We start from the raw sequence: 22,158 nt of genomic DNA on the forward strand, positions 1-22,158 counted from the left end.
GACGACCTGGTGAGGAGGTGATCGCCCATGCCGGGCAAGACCGAATTCCCGGTGCAGTTGGTCCAGCCGGACGGTCGCCGCGTCCTCGATCGCGAGCACGCCGCGCTGGTCGCCGATGTGGGGCCGGAGCAGGTGCGAGCGCTGTACGAGGACATGGTGGTCACCCGCCGGATCGATGTCGAGGCCACCGCGCTGCAACGGCAGGGCCAGCTGGGCCTTTGGGCGCCCCTGCTCGGGCAGGAGGCCGCACAGGTCGGCTCCGCGCACGCGTTGCATCCCGACGACTACGTGTTCTGCAGCTATCGCGAGACGGCGGTCGCCTACTGCCGCGGCGTGCCCCCCACCGATCTCACCCGGCTGTGGCGCGGCGTCGCCCATCATTGCTGGGATCCGCACGCGGTGAACATGACCAATCCCAATATCGTCGTGGGCTCCCAGGGGTTGCACGCGACGGGATACGCCTTCGCCGCCCACTTGGACGGCGCCGAGATCGCCACGATCGCCTATTTCGGCGACGGTGCCAGCAGCCAGGGCGATCTGGCCGAAGCGCTCGGGTTCGCCGCGACCTGGAGCGCGCCCGTCGTGTTCTTCTGCCAGAACAACCAGTGGGCGATCAGCGCGCCGGTGCGGGTACAGAGCGCGACGCCGATCGCCCGCCGCGCGTACGGCTACGGCATGCCGGGCAGGCAGGTCGACGGCAACGACGTGCTCGCCGTGCTCGCCGTGACGAGGCAGGCGATCGCGCGGGCGCGCTCCGGCGGCGGCCCGTCGTTGATCGAGGCGCTCACCTACCGGATGGGTCCGCACACCACGGCGGACGATCCCACCCGCTACCGCTCGGCCGCCGAGACCGAGCAGTGGGCTCGGCGCGATCCGATCGACCGGATCCGCAGGCTGCTCGAGCGCGAGGGCCACTGGGACGACGCGTTCGCACGCCGGGTCGCCGACCGGTCGGACGCGGTGGCCCGCGCGGTGCGCGCCGCGACCGTCGACCTGCCCGATCCCGCGCCGAGTGAGCTGTTCGACCACGTCTACACCACCCCGCACCCGCTGATCACCGAACAGCGGCGGGCGTACGCGGAGTACCTGGCCGGCGATCCCGGCGGCTTCTCCGCACGAGGAGAAGGAGTCCCGCGATGATCACCACCTTCGCCGCCGCGCTCAACACCGGCTTGCGCCGCGCGCTGGAGGACGATCCGAAGGTCCTGCTGATGGGCGAGGACATCGGCCGCCTCGGCGGGGTGTTCCGGGTCACCGACACGCTGCAGAAGGACTTCGGCGACAATCGCGTCATCGACACGCCGCTGGCCGAATCGGGCATCGTCGGAACGGCTTTCGGCATGGCGCTGCGCGGCTACCGGCCGGTGTGCGAGATCCAGTTCGACGGGTTCGTCTATCCCGCGTTCGATCAGATCGTCTCGCACGTGGCCAAGATCAATTACCGAACACAGGGAAAAGTGCACGCTCCCTTGACTATTCGCATCCCGTTCGGCGGCGGCATCGGCTCGGTCGAGCACCACTCCGAATCGCCCGAGGTCTATTTCGCGCACACCGCCGGGCTGCGCGTGGTCACACCGAGCAACCCCGCGGACGCCTATTCGATGATCCGCGCGGCGATCGCGCTGAACGACCCGGTGATCTTCTTCGAGCCCAAGCGCAGGTACTGGGACAAGGCCGACGTCGACTTCGCCGCGCTCGACCGCGACGGCGGCCTGCCCCTGGATCGCGCGCGCGTGTGCACCACGGGTTCGGACGCGACCGTCGTCGCCTACGGCGGAACCGTCGCGACCGCGCTGTCGGCCGCGCGGATCGCCGCGCGGGAAGGACACGCGCTCGAGGTGATCGACCTGCGCAGCCTCTCGCCGATCGACTTCGGCACCGTCGAGGAATCGGTCGCGAAGACGGGGCGGCTGATCGTCACACACGAGGCGCCGGTGTTCGCCGGGCTCGGGGCCGAGATCGCCGCGCGGATCACCGAGCGCTGCTTCTATCACCTGGAAGCGCCCGTGCTGCGCGTCGGCGGATTCGACATCCCCTACCCCCCGGCTAAGCTCGAGAAGCACCATTTGCCCGACCCCGACCGCATTCTCGATGCGGTCGACCGTACCCTCGCCGCCTGAGGCGGGCTTCGCCGTAGTGAGAGGTGCCGCGTGGAAGACCATGCCCGCCAGGATCTTTCGGCGTCCGTGCTGGAGTTCCGGCTACCCGACCTCGGGGAGGGCTTGACCGACGCCGAACTGGTGTCGTGGGCGGTGGCGGTCGGCGACACGGTCGAGTTGAACCAGCCCATCGCCGACGTGGAGACGGCCAAAGCGGTCGTCGCGTTGCCGTCGCCGTTCGCGGGCCGAGTGATCGAACTGCTGGCGCGGCCGGGCGACACCGTCGCGGTCGGGGCGCCGCTCATTCGCGTCCAGACGGCCGGAGCCGACGACACGAGCGAGGCGGGCCGCGCTTCGGTCTTGGTCGGCTACGGTCCCGAGGCGGAAACGACGTCCCGGCGCCGTCCTCCTGCCGGGTCCGGCGTTTCGCGGACGGACGGCGGGGAGAGGAAGGGGCCCGGCGTTTCGCGATCCGACGCCGTGGGCGATCAGGCGGCGGAGCCCAACGTTCCGCGATCCGGCGGCGCGGACAGCCCGACCTCGCAGCCGCACGAGCGGCAACCGGAGACCGCGCCCGGCGCGGCACGGGCGGCAGCGACGCCCGCCGCGCGGAAACTGGCTCGCGAACTCGGCCTCGACCTGTGGTTCATCGCGGGTTCCGGGCCCGGCGGCGCGGTCACCGTCGAGGACGTGCGCGGCGCGGTACCCGTCTCCCAGCCGCGTCCGGCGGACCAGGCCATCGTGCCCCCCGAAGCGGTCCGCCCGTCCGCGCGCGAGGAACGCACCCCGATCGGCGGCATCCGCAAACGCACCGCCGCGGCGATGCTGACCAGCGCGCGAACCATCCCGCAGGCCAGCACGTTCGTCACCGCGGACTGCACCGCCGCGATGGAACTGCTCGATCATCTGCGCAGCACGAAGCCCTTCGCGGGCCTGTCCCTGACGCCGCTGGCCCTGGTCGGCAAGGCGACGCTGGCCGCGCTCTCCGACTTCCCCGGCATGAACGTCTGCTGGGACGAAGCCGCTCAGGAGATCGTCACCAAGCACTACGTCAATCTGGGCATCGCGGTGGCCACCGAACGCGGGCTGCTGGTCCCGAACATCAAAGACGCGCAGACCCTCAACCTGCGCGACCTGACCCGGGAAATCGGCTGGCTCGCCGACACCGCCCGCACGGGCGACGCGACACCCGCCGACCTGCGCGGCGGCACGTTCACCATCACCAACGTCGGCGTCTTCGGCGTGGACGCCGGAGTCCCGCTGGTCAATCCGGGCGAGGCAGCGATCCTGTGCCTCGGCTCGATCGGCAGGCGACCGTGGGTGGTGCGCGACGAGATCGCGATTCGGTGGGTGACCACCCTCGGCGTGAGCTTCGATCACCGCATGATCGACGGCGAGCTCGCGTCCCGCTTCCTGGCCACCGTCGCGGGATTCCTGGAAGACCCGCTCACCCTGCTCAGCCGCGCGTGAGGCGGGCAGGCTGCGGTCAGTCCGTGACGAGCGCCGCCGCGGCCGTGCGGATGACCTCCGGGATCTCGACCGGCTTGCGGGTCTCGGCGTCCACGTAGACGTGCACGAAGACCCCGGTGGCCGCCAGTTCCAGCGCGCCGTCGGCCTCACGGAAGATGGCCAGATCGTAGGTGATGCTGGAGCGCCCGAGCCGGGAGATGCGCAAGCCGACCTGCAACTGGTCCGGGAAGCTGATCGAGCCGAGATACTGGCAGGAGGTCTGCGCCACCACGCCGAGCGCGGGCAGTTCGCGGATGTCGGTTCCGGTGGCGTGCATCAACCACGCGTTCACCGCGGTGTCGAAGTACGAGTAATAGGTCACGTTGTTCACGTGCCCGTAGTGGTCGTTGTCGGCCCACCGGGTCGGCACCGGCCAGAGCACCGGATACTGCTGCGTCACCCGGCCGACGATAGCTCAGCGGAGACGACGCCCAGCCGGTGGTCGCGCGGGGAGACGCCGAAGTGCCGCTTGAACGCGGTGCTCAACGCGAACGCGCTGCCGTAGCCGACTTGCCGCGCGATGGCCTCGATGGTGGCGTCGGACTCCTGCAGCAGATCGGCGGCCAGCGCCAGCCGCCATTCGGTGAGGAACGCCATCGGCGGCTCGCCCACCAGATCGGTGAACCGGCGCGCCAGCGCGGCCCGCGACACTCCCACCGCCTCGGCCAGGCCCGCGACCGTCCACCCGTGCGCCGGATTGTGCTGCAACAGGCGCAAAGCCTTGCCGACCAGCGGGTCGCCGTACGCGTGGTACCAGGCGGGCGCGTCGTTGCGCGAGAACCAGGCGCGCAGCGCGGCGATCAGCACCAGATCCAGCAGGCGGTCCAGCACCGCGCTCTGCGCGGGCTCGTCTCTGGTCACCTCGTCGACCAGGATGTCGAGCACCCGGCTGTCGAACTCGCAGCGCCGCAACACCAGCACCGGCGGAAGCGCGCGCAGCAGGCGCAGGCTGGCCGCGCCCGCGGACTCGTAGGATCCGGTGACCATGAGCGTCGCGCCGTCCGGATCGGTCCCCCACTGCCGGACACCCAGACTCAATGTCTCGCAGAGGATCTCGCCCTCCGGCGTCTTCGTCACCTGACCGGGATGGATGATGATCTGCGGTTCGGTCGCCGGATCGTCGGCCACCGTGTACGGCGCGGGTCCACGGAAGATCGCGACGTCGCCCGCGCCGAGCCGACGCGGCGCGCCCTCGTCGGTGACGATCCACGCGCCGCCGCGGATCATCGACAGCACGGTCAGCGGGGCCTCGTCCTGGATGCGCAGCGACCACGGCGGATCCAGCAGCGAACACATCAGGAACGCGCCGCGAGCGCGAGGGCCTTCGAGCAGACTGGCGAGCGCATCCACGCTTCCACGGTAGACGATCACGCATGATCACGGGCCGAGTAAGCCATGACCCGTCTCGGCCAGGGCGGATGTACCGGCGCGCGCACGAGCTGGTGCCGCGTCACGGAGACGGCCGGTCACGGAAATCTGGAATGTCCCGCCCCGGCGTGACGTTCGACATAGTGAAAGAGACTCGCTCGCGGACGTGACGCGCAGTGTCGAGCGTCCCGCACGGCCGCACGACCAGGTCGACGATGCCCTGGGCCGGTTCCGCGGGCGAGGCTGGCCGCGGCGGATGTTTCCTCGGTACCGTCGACATGGTGTTGAGCCCGACGGTCGATCGCCCGGTCCGCGTCGCGCGCGCCGCGGTGTTCACGGTCTTCGCATTGAACGGCTTCCTGCTCGCCATGTGGGTGGTGCACATCCCGGTCATCACCGACCGCACGGGCGTCTCGAAATCCACCTTGGGCATGTTCATCCTGCTGATGTCCGGTGCGGGCATCGCCGGGATGCGGCTGGCCGGTCCGCTCGCCGATCGGCTCGGCAGCAGGGCGCTGGTCGGCACGGCCGCGTGCATCGCGTCCGTGGCGGTGGTCGGTCCCGGCCTCGCCACCGGACCGTTCACCTTGGCGCTCGCCCTGGCCTGCTTCGGTTTCGGCAACGGCGCGCTGGACGTGTCGATGAACACCCAAGCGGTGCTGGTGGAACGGGCCTACCGGCGGCCGATCATGGCCGCCTTCCATGCCCTGTTCTCCGGCGGCGGCCTGCTCGGTTCACTGCTCGGGGCCGCCGCGCTCCGGGCGGGCTGGGACATTCGGGTGACCCTGGTTCTCGCGGCGGTGGGCTGTGTCGCGCTGACCCTCGCACTGGTGCCGCGCTTGTTGCGGGAAAGCAGATCCGGCGCGGACGCGCCCCACGACCTCGCGTCCGTGCACGCCACCGACCTCGACGACGCGCCGCCGGACCACGGTGCGACCGCGCCCGAGAGCGCGGCGTCCCGGCACGACGTCAAGCCGAGCTCGGAAGCCGTGCGGCCTCCGCACCTGCCCGCCGGTAAGCCGCCGGATCCGCGCCTCAGCGCCCGCGATCGCGGCCGGAAGGTGTTCGCGCTGGCCGCTATCGCGTTCGCGCTGCTCCTGGCCGAAGGGGTGGCCGCCGACTGGAGCGCCTTGCAGATGCGCGAGCATCTGGACGCCGACGCGGCGACGGCGGCGCTGGCGTTCGGCGCCTTCTCCACCACGATGACGATCGGGCGTTTCGGCACCGACCGGGTCAGCCACGCCTTCGGCCGGGTCGCGGTGGTGCGCTACGGTTCGCTCATCGCGGCCGTCGGCCTGGGCGTGATCGTCGTCTCGCCGTGGATTCCGCTGACGCTGCTCGGCTGGACGATGGCCGGGCTCGGCCTCGCCGGCGGCATCCCGCAGATCTTCACCGCGGCCGGGAATCTCGGCTCCGCCCGGGCCGCGACCGACATGTCGCGGGTGTTCAGCATCGGCTATCTCGGTCTGCTCGCCGGTCCCACGATCATCGGCTGGCTCACCGCCGTGATGTCGCTGACCACGGCGATGGTCGTGCCGATGATCGCGATACTGCTCTGCTGCCGGTACGCGAACGTCGTCGCCACGCCGCGGGCGGACTGACCGGATCAGAGATCCAACGTCAGTTCGACCATCGGCACGGCATCGATACCCGTGCCGGTGGCTTCCTCGACTATCCGGCCGAGCTTGCGGTACGCCCCCGGATGGATGCGCCGGTAGCCGTCGAGGACGAGGGCGGACTCGTCGGGGCTCAACACCCGGGCCAGCGCCGGGACCCGCACGTGCGCGGCGATACTTACGTGACAGTGCGGATCGGCGGCGAGATTGCGGAACCACTGCGCCTGGGTCCCGAAGCCGGACGCGATCACCACGCGGTCGCGGCTCGGCCGGGCCACGGTCTCCAGCGCCACAAAACGTGCGCGCCCCGAGCGGCGGCCGGTGTGTTCCAGCAGCAGCAGCAGCCGTCCACCGAACAGGAAACCGAGGCGGGCGCGGAACAACGTGATCGGCGCGCGCACGAACCATCTCGTTCGCAGCAACCGCGCGCCGATGCTCGTCATCGTTTCAGTCCGGCCCGGCCGCTACTTGGGCGACACCAAGCACAGGGTGATCGGCTCGGGCTTCGGGTAGACGATCGTGTCGTTCTCGGTCGCCTTCGCTCCGCATGCGGACTTGTCCGCGGTGCCGCGCACGATCCGGCCGATCTTGAAGTCCGCCGTCGAGCCGCAGGCCACCTTGGTGCTGGCGCCGAGGAAACCGCCGTCGATGCAGTCCCCCTCCTTGACGTTCAACCGCAGGCACAGCGTGTACTCGTTGCCGCCGGTCTGGTAGTAACTGGCGTAATCCTTGGTGGGGCAGTCCGCGTTCGAGCCGTCGAGCCGTTGCGCCACCACGTAATTGGCTTCCGGGTCGGAGCATTCCTTGGTCGCGAACTCGGCCTTGATCGTGGTGCCCGACAACTTCGCGCACTGACCGATCTCGATCTTCTCGCCATCCGAGCGGAAGACGGTGCGGGCGCCGACGACCAGCAGGCCGAGCACCACGACGACACCGAGCACGGCCAGGATCTTGCCGACGCCGCCACCGCCGCTCCGATTCTGCTGGGGCGGCGGTCCCGGCGGCGGGAAGCCGCCACCGGGATAGCCCGGCTGCGGCGGGAAACCGCCCTGCGGCGGATAACCGGGCTGCGGCTGGCCGGGCTGGGGGTAACCCTGCGGCTGACCGGGATAGCCCGGCTGGCCCGGATAGCCCTGCGGTGCGCCCGCAGGCGGCTGCTGCGGATAGCCGGGCTGTCCTGGATACGGTTGGTTCGGTGGCGTGGTCATGGATCCCCTCCCCGGGTCTCGCTTGAATCCGTGCGCACTGGGGCGACGGGCGAACCCATGGAATCTAGCCGATCGGTGCGCGTACCGCCGTGCGGGATACCAGCCGGTTCGCCGCACCCACTCGCCGGATCGGCCCACCGGCGCAACGGCTTCGACTCACCGGAGTCCTTCCGGCAGGCTCACAGGTACAGTCCCGGGTTCACCGCGTCCACGGCGACGGCGTCGATCCGTGCCTCGCCGTCGCGCACCGAGACGAGCTCGGCCAAACTCGCGCCGTCCGGAAACGCGGCGGCCGCGCCCCGCTGCTCTCGTTCCAGCCAAGCCGCCGCCTCCCCTGGGGACAGCCGCCCGATCTCGATCCTCGCCAGGCACCGGCCCGGTCGCGTCACCGCGGGGTGCAGGCGCGACAGGTCCTCGTTGGTGGTGATGGCGACGAGCACGTCCCGGCCCTGGCCGAGCATGCCGTCGGTCAGGTTCAGCAGCCGCGACAGTCCTTGCCCCGCCGCCTCCTTCGCTTCCCCGCGGATCAGCTCGTCGCAGTCCTCCAGTACCAGCATCCGCCAGCGCGGCGCGCCCTCGTCGGCGTTGTCGACACCCGCGGCCACGTCCATCAGATAGCCGGGCTTGCCGAACATCACCTCGGGATCGAGCACGCAATCGAACTGGCACCATGCTCCCCAGGCCCGTGCCAGCGCGCGCAGCGCGGTGGTCTTCCCCGTGCCGGGCGGCCCGTGCAGCAACACCAGCCGTCCGCGGACATCGTCGGCGGTGAGCGACATCAGCCGGTCCATCGCGGCGGCGACCTGCCCCGCGTAATTGCCGCGTATCGACGACCACTCGGGCGCGGAGATCGAGCGCGCGCGGCGCTGCGGGCCGTGCGTGTGCATGTGCCAGAAGCCCATCTCGATCGTCTCGCCCACTTCCGGCGGAGCCGCCGCGTCCCGGATCGCCTCGGCGAGCAACTCGTCGGCGAGCGTGTCGGTGACGGCGGTGACCTCGACCATCGCCGAACCGCCGGACCAGCGCACCGACCGCAGCGACCAGCCGGGGCCGACCACAAGCGTCGCCTCGCTGTCGTTGTCGCGCACCGTGCGCGCCACGCGGCCGCGTCCGGGGCGCAGCGGCGCGTCCGGCCGCACCCGCTCCAGATGCGCGGTGCGCGCGCAGGGCTGGTCGCCGCGCAGGAACGGACCGAGCGCGAGGGCATCGATCGCGTCGCGGATGGAGTACGTGGAATCGACGACGACGGTCCACGGCAGCCGCTCGGCGGGATCGGCCGAGGGCTCCCCGGGACCGATCAACCGAAGAGGCTCATGACGTGCGGACACTCCGAGAATGATCCGGGGCGGCGGCGCACGGTGTCCATCGAATTACGAAAGCGCCCCTCCGCCCGGGCGGGCGGAGGGGCGATTCGCGGGAACGTCTGGACTACAACGCCTTGAGTTCCTCGGTGACCGCTCCGACGGATTTCTTGGCGTCACCGAACAGCATGGAGGTGTGGTCGGCGTAGAACAGCGGGTTGTCGATGCCGGCGAAGCCGGAGTTCATCGAGCGCTTGAGCACGATCACCGACTTGGCCTGGTCGACGTTGAGCACCGGCATGCCGTAGATCGGACTCGAGGAGTCCTCCCGGGCGGCGGGGTTGGTGACGTCGTTCGCGCCGATCACCAGGGCGACATCGGTGCGGCCGAATTCGCCGTTGATGTCGTCCATTTCCTTGAGCGCGTCGTAGGAGACCTCGGCCTCGGCCAAAAGGACGTTCATGTGACCGGGCATGCGACCGGCGACCGGGTGGATGGCGTATTTGACCTCCACCCCTTTGGCCTCCAGCAGCGAGGCCATCTCCTTGACCGCGTGCTGCGCCTGCGCGACCGCCATGCCGTAACCGGGCACCACGATCACCTGGTTGGCGTACGCCATCTGGATCGCGGCGTCCGCGGCCGAGGTGGCCTTGGCCTGCTTCTGCTCACCACCACCAGCGCCCGGCGCGGTTCCGCCGCCGCCGAAGCCGCCCGCGACGATGGCCGGGATGGACCGGTTCATCGCCTTGGCCATCAGGTTGGTCAGGATGGTGCCGGACGCGCCGACGATCATGCCCGCGACGATCATCGCGGTGTTGTTCAACGCCAGACCCGCGGCCGCGGCCGACAGACCCGTCAGCGCGTTCAGCAGCGAGATGACCACCGGCATGTCGGCACCGCCGATCGGCAGCACGACCATCAACCCGAGCACACCGGCGGCGAGCAGCAGCAGCACCATCCACCACCACGCCGCGCCACCGTCGGCGGCGCGCACACCGATCACCACCGCCGCGGCGACGGCCACTACCAGCAGCAACAGGTTCAACGGTTGCTGGAGCTTCCCGACGCCGATCGGGCGGCCGGGCAGGATCTCCTGCAGCTTGCCGAACGCGATCAGCGAGCCCCAGAACGACACCGAACCGATGATCGCGGCGAACAACGACCCGGCGATGATGTGCACGGTCGGGGATTCCCCGTGCTTGAACGCCGAGAAGCCGGTGGTGTCCAGGAATTCCGCCCACGCGATCAGCGCGACCGTGCCGCCGCCGACGCCGTTGAACGCGGCCACCAGCTGCGGCATCGCGGTCATCTTCGTGTACCGCGCGGGCGGCACGCCCAGCACCACACCGATCACGAGCCCGGCGACGATCAGGATCCAGTTGGTGGTCTCCCGGATGGAGATCAGCGTCGCGACCACCGCGATGCCCATGCCGATCGCGGCGATCCAGTTACCGCGCACTGCGGTCTTCGGCCCGGTCAAACCCATCAGGCCGTAGATGAACAGCGCGAACGCGACGATGTAGAGGATGTTGACGAGGTTGTCCATTGGTCTACTTCCCCGCCTTCTCAGCAGCCTCGGCCGCGACCGGCTTCTTGCCCTTGAACATGCCGAGCATGCGGTCGGTGACCACGAAACCACCGACCACGTTCAGGGTTCCGAACACCAGCGCGACGAACAGGATGATCTGGATGCCGATCGACGGGTCTTCCATCTTGCCCAGCGTGACCAGCGCACCCAGCACCACGATGCCGTGAATGGCGTTGGTGCCCGACATCAGCGGCGTGTGCAGCGTGTTCGGGACCTTGGAGATCACTGCGAAACCGACGAACCCGGACAGCACCAGGATCGCGATATTCGCCAGAAGTTCGGTATACATCAGCTATCCACCTTCGCCTCGGTCGCGTCCTTCGCCTCCACCGGCTCCGCCTCCACCGACTCCGCGGCTTGCGCCGCCTCGGGCGCCTCGGCCGCTTCGGTCGCATCACGGGTCACGCAGGAATCCGCCAGCACCTGGTCACCGAAATCCGGGGCGAGCTTGCCGTCGACCAGCATCAGCTCCAGCAGCGCCGCGATGTTCTTCGAATACAGCTCCGAAGCGTGCTCGGGCATGGTGGCGGGCAGATTCAACGGGGAAGCGATGGTCACCTCGTGCTTGACCACGGTCTGCCCCGGCTCGGTCAGCTCGCAGTTGCCGCCGGTCTCCCCGGCCAGGTCCACGATCACGCTGCCGGGCTTCATACCCTCCACCGCCGCGGCCGTCACCAACCTGGGCGCGGGACGCCCCGGCACCAGCGCGGTCGTGATCACCACGTCGAAGCCCTTGATGCTGTTTTCAAGCGCCTTCTGCTGTTCGGCCTTCTCCTCGTCGGTGAGCTCACGGGCGTACCCGCCCTCACCGGCGGCATCGATGCCCAGATCCAGCCACTGCGCACCCACCGACCGCACCTGATCGGCCACCTCGGGCCGCACGTCGTAACCGGTGGTCCGCCCGCCGAGGCGCTTGGCCGTGGCCAGCGCCTGCAAGCCCGCGACACCCACGCCGAGCACCAGCACCGTCGCCGGCTTCACCGTGCCCGCGGCGGTGGTCAGCATCGGGAAGAACCGCGTCGACTCCGACGCCGCCAGCAACACCGCCTTGTATCCCGCGACGTTCGCCTGCGAGGACAGCGCGTCCATCACCTGCGCGCGCGAGATCCGCGGAATCGCCTCCACCGCGAAGGCCTGCACCCCCGCCGCCTTCAGCGCGCCGATCTGATTGTCGGCGTTGCGCGGGGCGAGGAACCCGATCAGCGTCTGCCCCGACGACAGCTTGGCCACCTCGGCGTCACTGGGCGGGGCCACCTTCACCACCACGTCGGCCGACCACGGGTCACCGATCGACGCGCCCGCCTCCACATAGGCTTGGTCGGGAATCAGCGCGCCCTTCCCGGCTCCGGACTCGACGACCACCTCCACGCCTTGCTTCAGCAGGCTCGGGATGATCTTGGGCACCAATGCGACACGTCGTTCGCCCGCGTTGGATTCGCGAACGACACCGACACGCGCGCCGCGCGGCGATGGATCGCCTACGCTCTGCGTTGTCTCCACTTGTCAGACTTCCTTCTCTTACTGAGCTTCAGGCAACGGGTAGACGACCGGACGATGTTACTGTCGAGTAAGTTCGCCCAAATCCTCGCCACTGTACCTGGCCCGCCGTGAGCCTAGCTGAGATGCCCGTCACACACGCCGGGCGAATCCCGCCGGTACGCCGGACGTCACCGAGCGGACCACCAGGCGCCGAGCGGCGGTCCACCTTTTTCTCTTCTCGGTGTGATCGTGGTCGCCGCAGGTGAACACGGCAAGACCGTACGGAGAAGTTCGTTACCAACCTCGAGGTCAGGCACCTGATCGGACGTGCGGCGCACAGCGGCGCAGTGACGTGCGTCATGCCGATCGACGGTCCGGGGTGTTCCGCTCGGCTCGTACGCCGTATGGTCCAGCGTGTGAACGACTGCGTCTTCTGCCGCATCGTGGCAGGCGAAGCACCGGCGGCGAAGGTGTACGAGGACGACGCGCTCTGCGCGTTCCTCGACGTCCGGCCGATCGCCCGTGGGCACACGCTGGTCATCCCGAAACGGCACGCCGCCGAGTTGGAGGATCTGGACGCCGAACTCGGCGCGCAGGTCTTCCGGATCGGGCATCGGCTCGCACTGGCCATCCGGCGCAGCAGTCTCGCCGCCGACGGCGCCAACTTGATCCTCAACGACGGAACCGCCGCGTTCCAGACCGTGCCGCACGTCCACCTGCACGTGATCCCGCGCAGCCACGGCGACAAGCTACGGTTCGCCAAGGGGTTTCTGCTGCGGCGCCCGCACGATCCGGTCGCCACCGCCGCGGCCATCCGGGAGGGCATCGCGGCATTGGAGAACGAGGGCGAAGGCCCGGAAAAGGAAATCGACGGATGACCGAGACGTTGGATCGGACCGCGCTGATCGAGCTGCTGTCGCAGCAATGGGACGCGATCGACGCTCTGATCGCGCCTTTGGACGAGGAGCGCTGGCGGACTCCGTCGTCGCTGCCCGGCTGGACCGTATTCGACGTCGTCGCCCACGTCGTCGGCACCGAATCCTGGCTGCTGGGCGACCGGCCGCCCGCGCACGACCCGACCAAGCCGAAGACCGACGTCAGCACGCTGCCCTATGTGCGCAACGAGACCGCGGTGCTCAACGAGATCTGGGTGGACCGGCTGCGTCCCCTGTCCGGCGCGCGGCTGCTGGAGTTCTACCGCGGCGTCGTCGACCGCAGGCGCGCCGCGCTCGCCGCGATGGGCGACGCCGAGTGGGAGAAGGAAACGATCTCGCCGATCGGACAGGTGACCTACGGCAGATTCATGCGGGTGCGGTTGTTCGACTGCTGGATGCACGAACTCGACATCGCCGACGCGCTCGGCACGCCGGTGGACGAGGGCGGTCCGCGCGGCCAGCTGGCGTTCCAGGAGTTCGCGGGCAGCATCCCGCGCGTAGTGGTGAAGAAGGGCGAGGCGCCGGACGGTGCGCGGATCGCCTTCGCGCTGACCGGGCCCCTGGCCAGGACCTTGCGCATCCAGGTGGCCGGCCGGGCGCGCTACGTGGACGCCTTCGACGGACCGGCCACCATCGAAATCGGCTTGGACTCCGGGCTTTTCGTGCGGCTGGGCGGCGGGCGCACGACCGCCGACCAGCACCTGGACGAGATCGCCATCCGGGGCGACAGCGAACTCGGGCAGCGCATCGTCCGCCACCTGGCCTTCACCATCTGAGCCGCGGTGCGACTGTTCCTGTCCAGCTATCGCTTCGGCGCGCACTACGACCGGCTCGCCGCGCTGGCGGGCCCGCCCGGCCGGGTCGCGCTGATCCCGAACGCCTGCGACGCCTGGCCGCAGGCGTGGGCGGGCGCGGTGACCAGTGACATGTCGCCGCTGCGCAAGCTCGGTTACCGACCCGAGGTGCTCGACCTGCGCGAGTACGTCGGCCGGGAAGCGGAGCTGGAACGGAAGCTGGCCGAATTCCCGCTGGTGTGGGTGCGCGGTGGCAACACGTTCGTCTTGCGCGCCCAGTTCGCCCGCAGCGGCGCGGACCGCGTCCTTCCCCGGCTGCTCGCCGCCGACGCGCTCGCTTACGCCGGTTACAGCGCCGGGGCCTGCCTGCTGACCCCCGACCTGCACGGGCTGGAATCGGTGGACGACCCCGACGAGGTCGCGCCCGCGTGTGGCGTCGAACCGCGCTGGGACGGATTGGGATTGGTGGACCGCCGGATCGTGCCGCACGTCGATTCGGCCACCGACCCCGACGGCGACTGCACTCGGCTCGCGGCCCGGTATCGCGCCGAAGGCGTCGCGCACTGGGCGCTGACCGACGACGACGCGATCGTCGTCGACGGCGAGCGCGTCGAAGCGCTGATCGCTCCGGCGTCCTGACACATCCGCGGCCGCTCGAGCACACGGTAGTCACGGGTCGAGTTGGTCAGACCGACTTCGGCTGGGAACTCACGTCGACGTCGGGCGCCGCCTCCGGCTCGACTGATCGGCGGAAGACCACCCAGCGCATCGCGCTGTACATGTAGACCGCTTCGCACGCGCCCGCCAGCATCCGGGACAGGTGGTATTGCAGCCCCAGCGCGGCGAGTCCGCTGCCGACGCCGAGGATGAACGCGAGGTAGTTGAGCACGACCACCACGACGTACACCGCGGCCTGCCTGCCCACCGGCGCGTGCGAATGGAAGTTGAACGTGCGATTGAGCACGAAGCTCAGGCCGAACGCGCACACGTAGGCCACGGTCACCGACAACCACACCGGCAGCGCGAACCACCCGTGCAAGAGGGTGAGCAGCGCCAAGTCGACAGCGAAGGTGCCGCTGTTGATCAGCGCGAAGCCGAGGAAGGTCGGCGGGACGAGACGGTCCAGGCCGAACGGCAGCCGGGCGACGACCGCCGCGCACCAGCGGGTGAACCGATCGGCGATGGTGTCGGCGGTCTCGGACAGCTCGTGCACGCGACCAGGGTGCCAGCGGCAGATGTCCGGCAGATGAGCGGGCGGCGACCGCCCGGTGGCTCAGCTGATCTGCGCCCGGCCGGGACCGTCCGCGTCGTGGTCCAACCCGGCCCAGGCCGCCAGGCACCGTCGCCGCGCGACATCGTCCGCGTCGGCCAGCAATGTATCCAGCAACTCGCGGGGCTCGCGGCGCCAGAGGTCGGCCAGCTCGGCGAGGGCTTCCCTGCCGAAGACACCGGAGCGGTCCAGCGCGGTCAGCCACTCCTCGTGCTCGCCCGCATGCACCCGGCGCAGCGCGTCCGCGTCGATGCCGTCCTCGACGAACTCGCTGGAGAACATCGCGGCGACCAGTTCCCGGCGACTGGGTTGTTCGCCCTGCATCCGTTCCATCCCTCCACGTGGTACGCGGCGAACCGCATGACTGCCGGCGCCGCGACGAGGCGGCCCCGGGAGAACTCGATGCCCCGACAGTCAAGCCTCTGTCGGCATTCTGGTCTCCCGACGGCGGTAATACCACTGTGGCGGGTGACATCACATTCTGGGGCATCCGGCCGCGGGTCGGCCGATCAGCGAATACCCGGCGCGGGAAGCTAGCGTGAAGTGGTGGACCTGCATGAGTTGATCGCCGCTCTCCCCGACGGCACGGTGCTCACCGATCCCGACCTGCTGGCCGGCTACCGGCAGGACTGGGCGCGCGACCCGGGCGCCGGAACCCCGCTGGCCGTGGTGCGGGCCACCGGCACCGACGACGTGGCCGCGACGCTGCGGTGGGCCACCGCGCATCGTGTCCCGGTGATCCCGCGCGGGGCCGGATCCGGGCTGTCCGGGGGCGCCACGGCCGTCGACGGAGCCATCGTGCTCACCACCGAGCGGATGCGCGCGATCACCGTGGACCCGGTGACCCGGACCGCCGTGGTGCAGCCGGGCCTGCTCAACGCCGAGGTCAAGCGCGCGGTCGCGGAGCACGGTCTGTGGTACCCGCCGGACCCTTCGTCGTTCGAGATCTGCTCGATCGGCGGCAACGCCGCCACCAACGCGGGCGGCCTGTGCTGTGTGAAGTACGGCGTCACCACCGATTACGTGCTCGGGATGCAGGTCGTGCTCGCCGACGGCGCGGTGGTCCGGCTCGGCGGTCCGCGCTTGAAGGACTCGGCCGGGCTGTCGCTGACCAAGCTGTTCGTCGGCAGCGAGGGCACGCTGGGGGTGATCACCGAACTGACCTTGCGGCTGCTGCCCGCGCAACCGCCGCAGAGCACGGTCGTCGCGAGCTTCCCGACGCTCACCGCGGCCACGGAGGCGATCCTGACCATCACCGGCGAACTGCGGCCGTCGATGCTCGAGTTCATGGACTCGGTGTCGATCAACGCCGTCGAGGACGAGCTGCGGATGGGATTGGACCGGCAGGCGGCCGCGCTGCTGGTCGCGCGCTCCGACGCACCCGGCGAGTACGCCCGGCGCGAGGCCGAGGTCATGGCGGCGGCCTGCGAGAAGGCAGGGGCCACCGAGGTTTTCCACACCGAGGACCCTGCCGAGGGCGAGGCGTTCGCGGCCGCACGGCGTTTGGCGATTCCGGCCGTGGAGAAACTCGGGCCGCTGCTGCTCGAGGACGTCGGCGTGCCACTGCCCCGGCTCGGCGACCTGGTGACCGGCGTGGCCGAGATCGCCGAGCGCAACGCGGTGACGGTGTCGGTGATCGCGCACGCGGGCGACGGCAACACCCACCCGCTGATCGTGCACGACCCCGCCGACGCGGACCACACCGCGCGAGCGCACCGCGCCTTCGGCGAGATCATGGACCTCGCCATCGCTCTCGGCGGCACCATCACCGGCGAGCACGGCGTCGGCCGTTTGAAGAAGGCCTGGCTGCCCGACCAGCTCGGCCCCGACGTGATGGCCCTGACCCGCCGCATCAAGGACGCGCTCGACCCGGACGGCATCCTCAACCCCGGCGCGATCCTGTGACCGAGCCGGAACATTCCGTACCGACAAGGAGTTCTACCCGACTATGACGACAAGGCTCGAACACAACGTCGCCGACACCCGCTACGAGATCTACATCGATGACACCCTCGCCGGGTACGCCGACTACGCCGAACGCGAAGACCTCAAGGTCCGCGACTTCCACCACACGCTGACCTTCCCCGAGTTCCGGGGCCGCGGGGTAGCAGCCCAAGTCGTCGAATTCGCCCTCAACGACTCCCGCACAGCGGGTTTCTCCGTCATCCCCACCTGCTGGTATGTGGAGCAGTTCATCACCGAACACCGCGAATACGCCGACATGGTCTCCTGACCGATCGTCGCGGCACGGCTTCTCCGGCTCAGCACTGCGTCGGCTGCCTCGTCCGCGACACGCCCCGGTGTCCTGAAACCCCGGTGATGTACCCGTCAATCCAGCAAATGTATGGACTGGACCCTCGTCGGAGTCGGAGGTTCGATGCAGAGGCGCGGGTAGAGCACCCCGCCTCGAATCCACAGACGAAAATTTTTCGGGGAGGTTCGATCTGTGTGGATATCTCGACTGGTCCGCGACGCCTCGGGCCGGATCGTCGACAGTTTCCTCGAGTACGCTGAGCACAATAAGGCTGTCACCGGCGACCGAACGGGGAAAGTTCGAGATCTGCTCGAGGAAATGGGCGCACAGGATGAACGTGGCGCAGCACGGATCCGGACGTCCACCGGACATGCGGCGAGCGGATCACAAACGACTTCGTCGACTTCGTCCACGCCGACGCGCACTTCCGGCAGGAAGCTCGAGATCCCCGATCTTTCGTCCATTCCTCCACTCGAAAGATTCATCCGCGGCTCGTCCGCCGACGACGAAAAACTCCTGGCGACACTCTCCGCGCTGAATCGAAGGTACGGCCCGTACGATGTGCATATCGCTCAGGCGAATTACCTCGACGACGCCGAAGGATTCAAATACCATGCATCGATCCGTGACCCCGACAAGGGGATGGTCGGCATACTCGAGAGAAAAATATACAAAGACGAGCAGGGGCGGATAGTTGTCGAAAATCGAGTGATGGATCTCGACGACGATGCCACGGGGAAGGGGTTCGCCACCGCGTTCAACTCCGCGATGGAGGGCTATTACCGCAGATCGGGAGTAGATCGACTGAAGGTTTTCGCGACGGACGACGGCGGGTACGCTTGGGCGCGTGCGGGATACGACTTCGACACGAGTCCAGGGCTCATCGAGTCTTCGGTTTCCTCGATCACGGATAAGATCCGCAAAATATACGATCAGTGCTCGCCGGCCGATCGGGTACAACTCGACGACATCCTGCGCAGATTCGGGGGGCGTGTCATCGAATATCCGTCGCCGAACGAACTCGCGAGTTTGACCGGTGACGACCACCAACTCGGCAAGACGTTGATGAAGGGTACAGCATGGTACGGAGTGAGGGTCCTGTGAACGTGACGCCCGCAGAAGAGGAATTCATTCGCGCTCGCAGCAAGGCGATGTCCGACGCATTCATGGACTTCGTGACATCACGCGCGCTGGACATGGACATGGACACCTGGCCGGATGCCGACCGCCGGGAATTCGATATCCGCAACCGTGCCCTGATAGAGGAATGGAAGCGCAAGGCGCGAGAGTTGCCCTAGTCACCAGCGCCCGCCGACCATGCCGCACCTCCGCGAGTGGCACACCACTGTGAGGTCTACTCACGGTTTGCCGCGGCCATGTGCCACTCACGGATGCTCCGGGGTGTTGATTGGTTCAGGGGCGGTTGAAGAGGCCGTCGACTATGCCAGTGGTGAAGGTGTTCCACTCGGCTGAGGTGAACTTCAGGGCCGGGCCGGTCGGGTTCTTGGAGTCACGTACGCCGACTCCGCCTCCGGTGAGGAACGCGACCTCCACGCATTCCTTACCGGCCTGACTACGGCTGCTCTTGAACCACTTTGCCCCGGATAGCTCAACGTCCACGCTGCTCATGCTCCCTCGCTACCTGCCGCAACAGAGTCCTGCTTGAATTGACATCCAAGGCAGCTTCCCTGATGCGGTCGTACCGCTGAGTGTAGAACCGCACGTCGTCGGCATCCTCGAGGTACATATCGCCCACCGCGCCTTCGAGGTAGACGACGGGCGGCTCGATCTGATCCACAGGGCCGCTATCCCCGAAGGAGAGGATGACGAAGGGAGGCATGGACACTCCGCCTGGGAACCCTGCATCGAATGGCAGCACGCGAATAGTGACGTTGTCCCTTGTGGACACATCTGCCAGATAGCGGTTTTGCGTCGCCATGACCGCATGGCTACCGGCCACGCGCCGTAGCGAGGCTTCGCCGATCACCACATCGAGTGTGACCGGCTGTGTCCTGCGGGTGACGATGTTCTGACTCCTACGACGCAGGCTCGGCGATCGGCGGTCCGAACGATGCCGCAGGCCACTTCGCCGCACACGAGGCACCCGAACTGCTCGTCGGCGACATCCGGCGGTTCTTCGCCCAAGTCGGCTGAAGTCCGGCCGCGCTCCGAGGGCTGTCACCGGATCGGGTTTGCGTGGTTCCGCGAATCCAGTGAGCCGACTTCGGTTCACTGGATTCGCCCATTAGACGAAACGCACTGTGAGCCTTTTGTCCACCGGGTTCGACTCGTCCTGCTCGGCGGCTCTGATCAGCACGGAAGCGATCGCTTCGAAAGATTCGACGCCCATCAGTTCTCTGCTGATACCGGAGTTCTCCCAGACGATCTCGACCGGGCGTTCGACGTCCGTGGACAGGCGGTCCCACAGAGCGTTCAGGTTGTGCCCGTAGTACGGGCCGAAGTCCAGGGGTGCCCACAGAGCGTGGTGCAGGTCCGCATGGATCCGGATCCGTGTTCCATCGATGGTGACGCGCATGGTGTTGCTTCCAGTTCGACAGTTGGATGAAGGAGCCAGTGCGGCACTCTATGTCGTTTGGATGGCAGCTTCGAGCGGGCGAAAGACAGACGTTCGGGCGGCCCATACACCTCGACGGCCCGAAAAGGGCCTGAGGTGCGTTCCAGGACCGCCCGAACGTCTACCGAAACATCACTTGAGCAGCGCGCGCGACATCACCAGGCGCTGGATCTGGTTGGTGCCCTCGTAGATCTGGGTGATCTTCGCGTCGCGCATCATGCGCTCCACCGGGAAGTCGGTGGTGTAGCCGGCGCCGCCGAACAGCTGGACGGCGTTGGTGGTGACCTCCATGGCGACGTCGGAGGCGAAGCACTTGGCGGCGGCGGAGATGAAGCCGAGGTTCTGCTCGCCGCGCTCGGCGCGGGCGGCCGAGGTGTAGACCATGAGGCGAGCGGCCTCGATCTTCATCGCCATGTCGGCGAGCATGAACTGGGTGTTCTGGAAGTCGGCGATCGACTTGCCGAACTGCTTGCGGTCCTTGGTGTAGGCGATGGCCGCGTCCAGCGCGCCCTGAGCCAGGCCGACGGCCTGCGCGCCGATGGTGGGGCGGGTGTGGTCGAGGGTCTGCAGCGCGGTCTTGAAGCCGGTGCCCGGCGCGCCGATCATGCGGTCACCCGGCACCCGGCAGTTCTCGAAGTACAGCTCGGCGGTGGGCGAGCCCTTGATGCCGAGCTTGTGCTCCAGCGGGCCGACCACGAAGCCCTCGTCGTCCTTGTGCACCATGAACGCCGAGATGCCGTTGGCGCCCTTCTCCGCGTCGGTCACCGCCATCACGGTGTACCAGGACGACTTGCCGCCGTTGGTGATCCAGCATTTGGAGCCGTTGATGATCCAGTCGTCGCCCTCCTGCTTGGCCCGGGTGCGCATGCCGGCCGCGTCGGAGCCGGCCTCGCGCTCGGACAGCGCGTAGGAGGCCATCTCACCGTTGACGATGTCCGGCAGTACCTTCTGCTTCAGCTCCTCGGAGCCGTTCAGGATCAGGCCCATGGTGCCGAGCTTGTTGACGGCGGGGATCAGCGAGGACGACCCGCAGACGCGCGCGACCTCTTCGATGACGATGCAGGTGGCCACCGAGTCCGCGCCCTGGCCGCTGTAGGCCTCGGGCACATGCACGGCGTTGAAGCCGGAGGCGTTGAGCGCGGTCAGGGCCTCCTCCGGGAAGCGGGAGTTGCCGTCGACGTCCTTGGCGTGCGGGGCGATCTCCTTCTCCGCGAGAGCGCGGATCGCTTCGCGCAGCTCATCGTGGAAGTCCTCGAGCTTGAACAGGTCGAAATCGGGGTTTCCCGCCATCGGGCTTCACTCCTGGTCGTCGGTGGTCGGCGCCGCTTTCCCTCGAACGAAAGCAGCACATCGGCACTCAGTGCCATCTAACCGTCGAGTATACCCACATGGACGGCAATCACGTGGGGAGATGATGTGGCACTCAGTGTCAGATCGGTCGCACTCCGGGTCAGCTCACAGGGTACCGAGCTTGCGAACCAGCAAGTCCGCGATCTGCCTGGGCGGGGCGTCGCGCGGGAACACCGCGACGACCAGCTCGTCGGGATTCACGGCACGGCCCGCGCCGCGCGGGATCGCGGCCAGCTCCACCCGCAGGTCGGCGGCGCCCGCGTCCGACTCGCCGCGCACCATCCGGCGCAGCAGGTAGTTGTGCGTCGCGGTCACGGCGGCGGCGAACTGCACCCGCGCCAGGTCGGGGGCGTCGGGCAGCCGCTCGCGCAGGTAGTCGGTGAACAACCGCTCGTAGCGGAACACCGTGACGATCTCGCGCTCCCGCAGCGCGGGCACCCGCCGCACCACCTGATACCGCCGCGCCGCGATCTCCCGCCACTGCGTGAAACGCTCGAAGACCTGCACCACCGCCGCGCACACCGCCTCCCACGGGTCGTCGGCCGACGCGGCGAGGAACTCCGCCGCTTGCGCCAGCTGCGACTCGTGGTCGGCGAAGATCACATCCTCTTTCGACCGGAACTGCCGGAAGAACGTCCGGCGGGAGATCCCCGCCGCTTCCGCGATCTCGTCCACCGTCGTCGCCTCGTACCCCTTCTCGGCGAACAACCGCAGCGCCTGATCCACCACCGTCAGTCGAAAGTGCGCGGTGTCGTCGCCTCCCCGCGTCCGAGCGATATCCCCTGTAGTCACGACCTCACACCGTAGTCAGC

General features: G+C 68.6%; 25 protein-coding genes and 1 pseudogene. 11 read left to right on the plus strand and 15 right to left on the minus strand.

Translation table 11 applies throughout. The features are described from left to right. Nucleotides 1–27 precede the first annotated feature (27 nt). The 3 genes from pdhA to ABZ552_RS32170 are packed head-to-tail and all read left to right on the plus strand — an operon-like array spanning nucleotide 28 to nucleotide 3,569. The gene (pdhA, locus tag ABZ552_RS32160; RefSeq protein WP_281875267.1) at nucleotides 28–1,140 is read left to right on the plus strand and encodes a pyruvate dehydrogenase (acetyl-transferring) E1 component subunit alpha; all 1,113 of its coding nucleotides are present in this window, start codon (nucleotides 28–30) and stop codon (nucleotides 1,138–1,140) included. Next, nucleotides 1,137–2,120 carry an alpha-ketoacid dehydrogenase subunit beta gene (locus tag ABZ552_RS32165; RefSeq protein ID WP_281875268.1) on the plus strand — a complete coding sequence of 328 codons (984 nt, stop codon included), beginning with the start codon at nucleotides 1,137–1,139 and terminating at the stop codon, nucleotides 2,118–2,120. The genes pdhA and ABZ552_RS32165 overlap by 4 nt, the downstream gene beginning before the upstream one ends. A gap of 30 nt (nucleotides 2,121–2,150) precedes the next feature. Further along, on the plus strand, nucleotides 2,151–3,569 hold the full coding sequence (locus tag ABZ552_RS32170) for a dihydrolipoamide acetyltransferase family protein (RefSeq protein ID WP_357441647.1): 1,419 nt from the start codon (nucleotides 2,151–2,153) through the stop codon (nucleotides 3,567–3,569). Nucleotides 3,570–3,585: 16 nt separating this feature from the next. Here the strand turns inward: ABZ552_RS32170 and ABZ552_RS32175 are convergent, their stop codons facing one another. After that, a complete protein-coding gene (locus ABZ552_RS32175; protein ID WP_281875270.1) occupies nucleotides 3,586–4,008 on the minus strand; it encodes a thioesterase family protein in 423 nt (140 codons plus the stop codon). Beyond that, nucleotides 4,005–4,958, minus strand: coding sequence for an AraC family transcriptional regulator (locus ABZ552_RS32180; protein WP_281916748.1), 954 nt, complete (start codon nucleotides 4,956–4,958; stop codon nucleotides 4,005–4,007). The genes ABZ552_RS32175 and ABZ552_RS32180 overlap by 4 nt, the downstream gene beginning before the upstream one ends. A gap of 296 nt (nucleotides 4,959–5,254) precedes the next feature. Here ABZ552_RS32180 and ABZ552_RS32185 point away from each other — a divergent pair, with 296 nt between their 5' ends. Continuing rightward, nucleotides 5,255–6,577: an MFS transporter gene (locus tag ABZ552_RS32185; protein ID WP_357441649.1), complete on the plus strand. Its 1,323-nt coding sequence runs from the start codon at nucleotides 5,255–5,257 to the stop codon at nucleotides 6,575–6,577. A 5-nt stretch (nucleotides 6,578–6,582) separates the two neighbouring features. Here the strand turns inward: ABZ552_RS32185 and ABZ552_RS32190 are convergent, their stop codons facing one another. The 6 genes and pseudogenes from ABZ552_RS32190 to ABZ552_RS32215 all read right to left on the minus strand — a co-directional run. Next, nucleotides 6,583–7,035, minus strand: a complete 453-nt coding sequence (locus ABZ552_RS32190; protein ID WP_357441650.1) for a nitroreductase family deazaflavin-dependent oxidoreductase — start codon at nucleotides 7,033–7,035, stop codon at nucleotides 6,583–6,585. A 21-nt stretch (nucleotides 7,036–7,056) separates the two neighbouring features. Next, on the minus strand, nucleotides 7,057–7,800 hold the full coding sequence (locus ABZ552_RS32195; RefSeq protein WP_281916746.1) for a hypothetical protein: 744 nt from the start codon (nucleotides 7,798–7,800) through the stop codon (nucleotides 7,057–7,059). A gap of 179 nt (nucleotides 7,801–7,979) precedes the next feature. Beyond that, a complete protein-coding gene (locus ABZ552_RS32200) occupies nucleotides 7,980–9,101 on the minus strand; it encodes a DUF5925 domain-containing protein (RefSeq protein ID WP_357441652.1) in 1,122 nt (373 codons plus the stop codon). A gap of 127 nt (nucleotides 9,102–9,228) precedes the next feature. Then, complete coding sequence (locus ABZ552_RS32205; RefSeq protein ID WP_281916744.1) at nucleotides 9,229–10,647, minus strand: NAD(P)(+) transhydrogenase (Re/Si-specific) subunit beta; 1,419 nt, start codon at nucleotides 10,645–10,647, stop codon at nucleotides 9,229–9,231. 4 nt (nucleotides 10,648–10,651) lie between these two features. Next, complete coding sequence (locus tag ABZ552_RS32210; protein WP_195088241.1) at nucleotides 10,652–10,978, minus strand: NAD(P) transhydrogenase subunit alpha; 327 nt, start codon at nucleotides 10,976–10,978, stop codon at nucleotides 10,652–10,654. Nucleotides 10,979–11,016: 38 nt separating this feature from the next. Further along, nucleotides 11,017–12,189 (minus strand): annotated as a pseudogene (locus tag ABZ552_RS32215) (Re/Si-specific NAD(P)(+) transhydrogenase subunit alpha); the annotation flags it as partial. Nucleotides 12,190–12,584: 395 nt separating this feature from the next. Between ABZ552_RS32215 and ABZ552_RS32220 the strand changes: the two are divergent. The 3 genes from ABZ552_RS32220 to ABZ552_RS32230 are packed head-to-tail and all read left to right on the plus strand — an operon-like array spanning nucleotide 12,585 to nucleotide 14,536. Continuing rightward, nucleotides 12,585–13,046, plus strand: a complete 462-nt coding sequence (locus tag ABZ552_RS32220; protein WP_281875278.1) for an HIT family protein — start codon at nucleotides 12,585–12,587, stop codon at nucleotides 13,044–13,046. After that, nucleotides 13,043–13,879: a maleylpyruvate isomerase family mycothiol-dependent enzyme gene (locus ABZ552_RS32225; RefSeq protein WP_357441655.1), complete on the plus strand. Its 837-nt coding sequence runs from the start codon at nucleotides 13,043–13,045 to the stop codon at nucleotides 13,877–13,879. Before ABZ552_RS32220 ends, ABZ552_RS32225 begins: the two co-directional genes overlap by 4 nt. Nucleotides 13,880–13,885: 6 nt before the next feature. Next, complete coding sequence (locus ABZ552_RS32230; protein WP_357441657.1) at nucleotides 13,886–14,536, plus strand: Type 1 glutamine amidotransferase-like domain-containing protein; 651 nt, start codon at nucleotides 13,886–13,888, stop codon at nucleotides 14,534–14,536. A 46-nt stretch (nucleotides 14,537–14,582) separates the two neighbouring features. Here the strand turns inward: ABZ552_RS32230 and ABZ552_RS32235 are convergent, their stop codons facing one another. Together ABZ552_RS32235 and ABZ552_RS32240 are read right to left on the minus strand one after the other, a co-directional pair. Then, on the minus strand, nucleotides 14,583–15,101 hold the full coding sequence (locus tag ABZ552_RS32235; protein ID WP_281881134.1) for a GtrA family protein: 519 nt from the start codon (nucleotides 15,099–15,101) through the stop codon (nucleotides 14,583–14,585). 69 nt (nucleotides 15,102–15,170) lie between these two features. Next, nucleotides 15,171–15,500 carry a hypothetical protein gene (locus ABZ552_RS32240; RefSeq protein WP_357441659.1) on the minus strand — a complete coding sequence of 110 codons (330 nt, stop codon included), beginning with the start codon at nucleotides 15,498–15,500 and terminating at the stop codon, nucleotides 15,171–15,173. A gap of 213 nt (nucleotides 15,501–15,713) precedes the next feature. Here ABZ552_RS32240 and ABZ552_RS32245 point away from each other — a divergent pair, with 213 nt between their 5' ends. The 4 genes from ABZ552_RS32245 to ABZ552_RS32260 all read left to right on the plus strand — a co-directional run bounded on the left by ABZ552_RS32245 (nucleotide 15,714) and on the right by ABZ552_RS32260 (nucleotide 18,719). Beyond that, complete coding sequence (locus ABZ552_RS32245) at nucleotides 15,714–17,072, plus strand: FAD-linked oxidase C-terminal domain-containing protein (protein ID WP_281875282.1); 1,359 nt, start codon at nucleotides 15,714–15,716, stop codon at nucleotides 17,070–17,072. A 43-nt stretch (nucleotides 17,073–17,115) separates the two neighbouring features. After that, nucleotides 17,116–17,400 (plus strand): GNAT family N-acetyltransferase, encoded by a 285-nt coding sequence (locus ABZ552_RS32250; RefSeq protein WP_281875283.1) that lies wholly within the window; start codon nucleotides 17,116–17,118, stop codon nucleotides 17,398–17,400. A gap of 213 nt (nucleotides 17,401–17,613) precedes the next feature. Then, on the plus strand, nucleotides 17,614–18,525 hold the full coding sequence (locus ABZ552_RS32255; RefSeq protein ID WP_357441661.1) for a hypothetical protein: 912 nt from the start codon (nucleotides 17,614–17,616) through the stop codon (nucleotides 18,523–18,525). After that, nucleotides 18,522–18,719 (plus strand): hypothetical protein, encoded by a 198-nt coding sequence (locus ABZ552_RS32260; protein WP_281875285.1) that lies wholly within the window; start codon nucleotides 18,522–18,524, stop codon nucleotides 18,717–18,719. The genes ABZ552_RS32255 and ABZ552_RS32260 overlap by 4 nt, the downstream gene beginning before the upstream one ends. Before the next feature lie 115 nt (nucleotides 18,720–18,834). Here the strand turns inward: ABZ552_RS32260 and ABZ552_RS32265 are convergent, their stop codons facing one another. From ABZ552_RS32265 to ABZ552_RS32285, 5 genes are all read right to left on the minus strand, one after another. Then, on the minus strand, nucleotides 18,835–19,041 hold the full coding sequence (locus ABZ552_RS32265) for a DUF397 domain-containing protein (RefSeq protein WP_281875286.1): 207 nt from the start codon (nucleotides 19,039–19,041) through the stop codon (nucleotides 18,835–18,837). Continuing rightward, nucleotides 19,031–19,654 (minus strand): DUF5753 domain-containing protein, encoded by a 624-nt coding sequence (locus ABZ552_RS32270; protein WP_357441663.1) that lies wholly within the window; start codon nucleotides 19,652–19,654, stop codon nucleotides 19,031–19,033. Before ABZ552_RS32270 ends, ABZ552_RS32265 begins: the two co-directional genes overlap by 11 nt. 12 nt (nucleotides 19,655–19,666) lie before the next feature. Next, nucleotides 19,667–19,957, minus strand: coding sequence for a barstar family protein (locus tag ABZ552_RS32275; protein WP_281875289.1), 291 nt, complete (start codon nucleotides 19,955–19,957; stop codon nucleotides 19,667–19,669). A gap of 171 nt (nucleotides 19,958–20,128) precedes the next feature. Beyond that, nucleotides 20,129–21,286 carry an acyl-CoA dehydrogenase gene (locus ABZ552_RS32280; protein ID WP_195088219.1) on the minus strand — a complete coding sequence of 386 codons (1,158 nt, stop codon included), beginning with the start codon at nucleotides 21,284–21,286 and terminating at the stop codon, nucleotides 20,129–20,131. Between the two features lie 165 nt (nucleotides 21,287–21,451). Continuing rightward, nucleotides 21,452–22,138 carry a TetR family transcriptional regulator gene (locus ABZ552_RS32285; RefSeq protein WP_281916738.1) on the minus strand — a complete coding sequence of 229 codons (687 nt, stop codon included), beginning with the start codon at nucleotides 22,136–22,138 and terminating at the stop codon, nucleotides 21,452–21,454. Between the last annotated feature and the right edge of the window lie 20 nt (nucleotides 22,139–22,158).

Origin of the sequence: Nocardia sp. NPDC019219, from assembly GCF_040632645.1 — a bacterium.
GTDB classification, from domain to species: domain Bacteria; phylum Actinomycetota; class Actinomycetes; order Mycobacteriales; family Mycobacteriaceae; genus Nocardia; species Nocardia sputorum.